The organism is Candidatus Poribacteria bacterium (genome assembly GCA_021162805.1).
In the GTDB taxonomy this organism is placed as follows: Bacteria; Poribacteria; WGA-4E; order B28-G17; family B28-G17; genus JAGGXZ01.
The window spans coordinates 1-4032 of record JAGGXZ010000075.1; the positions used below are offsets into that span (position 1 = coordinate 1).

Here is a 4032-nt window from a genome sequence, read left to right on the forward strand (position 1 = left end):
CAAAGGTCACAGTGGAGATTGCAAGATACTCCATCGTGCAACTGCTATTCGGGATAAAGCCCGATCACGTCTCTCTGATAGAGAGGCTGCCACAGGAGAGCGTGAGCCTCAGAAGAAGCGACTTCCCTCTGATGGTGGAGACGGAGGATGAGAGGTTCATCCTGCTCCTGGAGTTCCAGACAAGATGGGAGAGGGAGATACCGCTGAGGTTGCTGGAATACATGGCGAGGCTGAAGATGGAGTATGACATTCGGGTCGTGCCAGCGGTGATGCTGTTCATGCCTAGCAGGGTGGCGAGGGAGGAGTATGAGGACGAGCATGTGCGGTTTAGGTTCAGGCTTTTGAGGATGTGGGAGATGGATGGGAGGGAGATCTACGAGAGGGGTGAGATACGGCTTTATCCGTTTCTCCCCGTGATGAGAGGGGGAGAGGAGGTGGTGAGGGAAGCTGAGGAGGAGATATACAGGAGTGGATTGAGCATGTCAGAGAAGGCGGATCTGTTGACTGCGATGGCGATATTTGCGGGGTTGAAATCGAGGGAGATGGCGATGGAATTGGTCAGACGAAGGAGGGATATCATGATACAATCTGCAGCCTATGAGATAATCAAGGAGGAAGGCATAAGAGAGGGCATAAGAGAAGGTATCAAACAGGGAATACAGCAAGGCCTTCAACAGGGTCTACAGCAGGGATTGCAGCAGGGGTTACAAGAGGGTCTGAGGGAGGCGATAGAGAGTCTGCTTAAGGTGAAGTTCGGTGTTGAGGGGACAAGGCTGATGGAGAGACTGAGGGAAGACACCCCTGTTGAGAGGCTTAGGGCGCTGAAGAATGCGGTGGAGGTGGCGAAGTCCCTTGAGGAAATCGAGGGGATGTTTGAGTGAGGGGGAGGCATTGTTAGCCATCCTGTAAGGCGAATCGTATCGTAGGGGCAAGGCATTTGTGAAAAAATGTCTCGCCCTCGTAGGGTGGTTCCTTCACCCCCGCCGAGGGGAGGTGATTGTGATGAAACGCATAATTCCTCTCATCATACCGATCATCCTGCTCATCACCGCCACCCTTTTCGCCCAGAAGGGCATCAGGGTCGTGGGCAGACATCCCCCTGAGTTGCCCGAGGTGGTCTATCGAACCGGATGGGCTCTGCTCATCGGAATCAACGACTACCCCAACCTGCCCCCTCAATACCAGCTCAACTACGCAGTGGCGGACGCCACAGAGCTCGCAAAGCTGCTACAGACCAAATTCGGATTCCCAAAGGAGAACATCATCATCCTCACAAACGAGAGGGCCACAAAGGTGGGGATACTGAACGCCCTGGCGGAACTGGCCAACCCCAACAGGGTGAAGAAGGATGACTGCGTGCTGGTTTTCTTTTCAGGCCACGGCCAGACGGTTCCCCTGCCATACGGAGGGGAGATGGGATTCCTGATCCCATATGACGCCAAGGTTGACCTCGGGGAGAAGCCGGACTACTCCCAATACTACCGATACTGCATAGGGATGGACGAGCTCGACAGGGCCGCTAAGCTCATACCCGCAAAGCATATCCTCTTCCTGGTTGACTCCTGCTACAGTGGATTGGCTTTGAGGTCGTTGAAGGGACTCGATCCGAACACGAGGGGATATCTGAAGAAGATAACGAGGTTGCCCGTCAGGGAGGTGATCACGGCGGGGAGGAAGGGGGAGCAATCCGCCGAGAGCCCCGACTGGGGGCACGGAGCCTTCACATATGAGCTTCTGGAGGGATTGCGGACGGAGGCTGCGGATGTGAACGATGACGGCGTGATAACGGCCATGGAGCTGGGGGCGTATCTGAAGCAGGTTGTGCCGCGTGTGGCGGATCAGACGCCACAGTTCGGCTATCTGGAGGGAGAGGGGGAGTTCATACTTCTGCCTCAGGAAGGCAGGAGGGCCAAGCCCGCGCCTGTCGCCTATCGGATAGACATATCCTCCCCCGAGGGGTTCCAGGTGTTCCTGAACGGTAAACTGACGGGGCAGGAGACCCCCACGCTGCTCACCCTCCCGGCCGGGCGATACAGGCTCAGGCTGGAGAGGGCGGGATATAAGCCGTATGAGAAGGTTGTTGTGCTCGGCCCCGATCATCCCGTGGAGACGATCCGTGCTACCGCCACGCCTCTGCCGCCTCCTGAGGAGATGGGCTTCGGGCTGCTATACGTCAAGGCGTTTGCGGATGGGAAACCCACGGCGGCCAGGGTATTCGTTGACGGGAAGGGGGTAGGCGAAACCCCGTACACGGACCCGGCCATACCTGTGGGGGAACACGTGGTGAAGGTTAGCAAACCCCTGTATCACGAATATCAAAGGAGGGTTACGATCGAGAAGGACCGCAAGCACACCGTGTTGGCCGTGCTTCGGCCTGGGTTCGGATCGCTTGAGGTGGAAAGCACCCCATCCGGCGCGGAGGTGGCCCTGATCGACTCGTCGGGGACACGCCGTGGCAGCGGGAGGACCCCTCTGAAACTCGATAGGCTCCCAAGCGGCTCCTACCAGCTTCAGGTGAGCAAGGATCGGTATCATCCACAGAGCGAAACGGTCTTCATCCGTGACGGCGAGGTGACGAAGGAGTCGGTCACCCTCAGGCCCCGATTCGGGACGCTGAATGTGGAGAGCGATCCCGCAGGGGCGACCGTGTTGCTGGCAGGCGAGGAGAAGGGTGTCACACCGCTGAAGGTCGAGGTGGATGCGGGACGGTATGTTCTGGAGCTGCACAAGGATCTATACATGGACTGGTCCGGAGAGGTTGAGATCAGGGAGGGTGAGACGACCGATGTATCCCGTAAGCTCACGCCCAACTTCGGAGTGCTCGATGTGCAGGTGACGCCTGAGGGAGCCAAGATCATGGTGGACGGCAGGGAGATGGGAAGGACGCCCGCTAAGCTGAGGCTCTCGCCCGGGGCGCATAAGGTTGAGGTGATCGAGGAGGGATATGTCCCGAAGGTATATGAGACGGTGTTCATCGTTCGTGATCGGACTGAGAGGCTGGAGGGGGAGCTGGAGAGGAAGATGGGGACGCTGCGTGTGATCTCGACGCCTCCTGAGGCGCGCATTTTCGTTGACGGCAGGGATTGCGGTCAGACGCCGAATGTGCTCCGGCTGCCCGCAGGGAGCCATAGGCTGAAGCTGTCCAAGGAGGGCTTCCGCGATTACGAGGAGACGGTGGATATACCGTGGAGGGGGACGGTGGAGCGGAAGGTGAAGCTGCCTACAGGGCCGCCGCCTCTCATAACCGGCAAGGACGGCGCGCCGATGGTGCTGATACCGGCAGGGGAGTTCCAGATGGGCGATCACTTCAACGAGGGCGGCTTCGACGAACGCCCCGTCCACACCGTATACCTGGACGCCTTCTACATTGACAAATACGAGGTGACTAACGAGCTATATGCGAGGTTCCTGAACGACATAGGGAGAAACGAGGACGATGAGGGGCATCAGCTTTTGGACATCAACGATTCAGATTGTCTCATCGAGTTTGTGGGCGGTCAGTATCGTCCGAAGGCGGGATACGAGAATCACCCGGTGATCGAGGTGAGCTGGTGGGGGGCGAAGGCGTATGCGGAGTGGGCGGGCAAGCGATTGCCCACGGAGGCGGAATGGGAGAAGGCCGCAAGAGGCGGGCTTGTGGGAAAACGGTATGTGTGGGGAGATGAGATGCCACCGAGACAGCTCGTGGGGAACTTCGCCGATGAGACGGCGAAGAGGAAATATCCCGGCTGGACGATAGTGGAAGGATACGATGACGGCTATGTGGGGACGGCGCCCGTGGGAAGCTTTGTCCCTAACGGCTACGGTCTTTATGACATGGCGGGGAACGTGTGGGAGTGGTGTGCGGACTGGTATGATGAAAACTACTACTCCAGGAGCCCTCGCAGGAATCCTAAGGGTCCTGACCTGGCTGACTGACAAATCTCAGTCCTCAGTCCGAGAAAACCCTTGAAAATTCTGGGCTTGTCGAAGTTTCAAAAACTCGAACAATTGAGAGCGCCAGGAAGTCTTATCACATAAGGGTTTCCGACG

2 protein-coding genes are annotated in these 4032 nt (G+C 57.8%); both read left to right on the forward strand.

The window, feature by feature from the left end:
- Positions 1–881, forward strand: an 881-nt coding sequence (locus tag J7M22_06040; protein MCD6506168.1) for a hypothetical protein, incomplete at its 5' end; no start/stop codon positions are given.
- A 121-nt stretch (positions 882–1002) separates the two neighbouring features.
- Positions 1003–3918 (forward strand): PEGA domain-containing protein, encoded by a 2916-nt coding sequence (locus J7M22_06045; GenBank protein MCD6506169.1) that lies wholly within the window; start codon positions 1003–1005, stop codon positions 3916–3918.
- The last annotated feature ends 114 nt before the right edge of the window (positions 3919–4032 follow it).

What these genes read in the sequence shown, in the direction of transcription:
- J7M22_06045 (MCD6506169.1), top strand. Translation starts at nt 1,003, where the DNA reads ATGAAACGCATAATTCCTCTCATCATACCGATCATCCTGCTCATCACC.